The sequence below is a fragment of the Bartonella sp. AD328YNZD genome (assembly GCF_042196425.1).
In genome coordinates, this window is the sequence record NZ_JBHIQG010000767.1 from 1 (window position 1) to 641 (window position 641).

General features: G+C 39.5%; 2 protein-coding genes. Both read right to left on the minus strand.

Annotated features, from left to right (window positions below; all coding sequences use genetic code 11):
* Nucleotides 1-437: CDP-alcohol phosphatidyltransferase family protein (locus tag ACFIO3_RS15860; RefSeq protein ID WP_375704764.1), on the minus strand; the 437-nt coding region annotated here is incomplete at its 3' end.
* 8 nt (nucleotides 438-445) lie between these two features.
* Nucleotides 446-641, minus strand: a 196-nt coding sequence (locus ACFIO3_RS15865; protein ID WP_375704765.1) for a phosphatidylserine decarboxylase, incomplete at its 5' end; no start/stop codon positions are given.

A 641-nucleotide genomic window follows, 5' to 3' on the forward strand; every position in this document is an offset into this window, starting at 1 on the left:
TTGGGATTATCTAACATCACATTAAAACGTGCTAATCGCAAACAACAAGCAACACAATAAACAAGGGCTGCAACCCAACCAATGTGATACGCTTGATTTAAGATAAAGGAATAAACAATAAGGGCAGGAGTAACACCAAAATTTATAACATCAGCAAGAGAATCCATCTGTGCCCCAAAAGATGAGCTACCATCTATTAAACGCGCAATGCGACCATCAGCACCATCTAAAATTGCAGCGAAAAGCACCATTAAAATAGCAGCCTCATAGCGATGCTCAAAAGCCAAACGAATACTGTTCATCCCTGCGCAAATTGCTAAAATAGTAATAATATTGGGAATGACATACCGCATTGGGATAGGTGAACGCCTCCGATTTGCAACATCATCATGTTGCCCCTCAGGATTGAATGAAGAAAACGGTGAAAAATTTTTCATTGTGTTTCCTAATCATATCTGAAATCCGTTATGGCATTCTTATCATCAAAAGAACCCAAAACCGTCTCTCCAGCAATTGCTGTCTGTCCAACTGCAACACGCAATTTCATTTCAATTGGTATATAAATATCAAGGCGAGAACCAAAACGAATCAATCCAAATCGCTCACCAGTCATAACGGCATCGTTTTCTTTTGACCAGCAA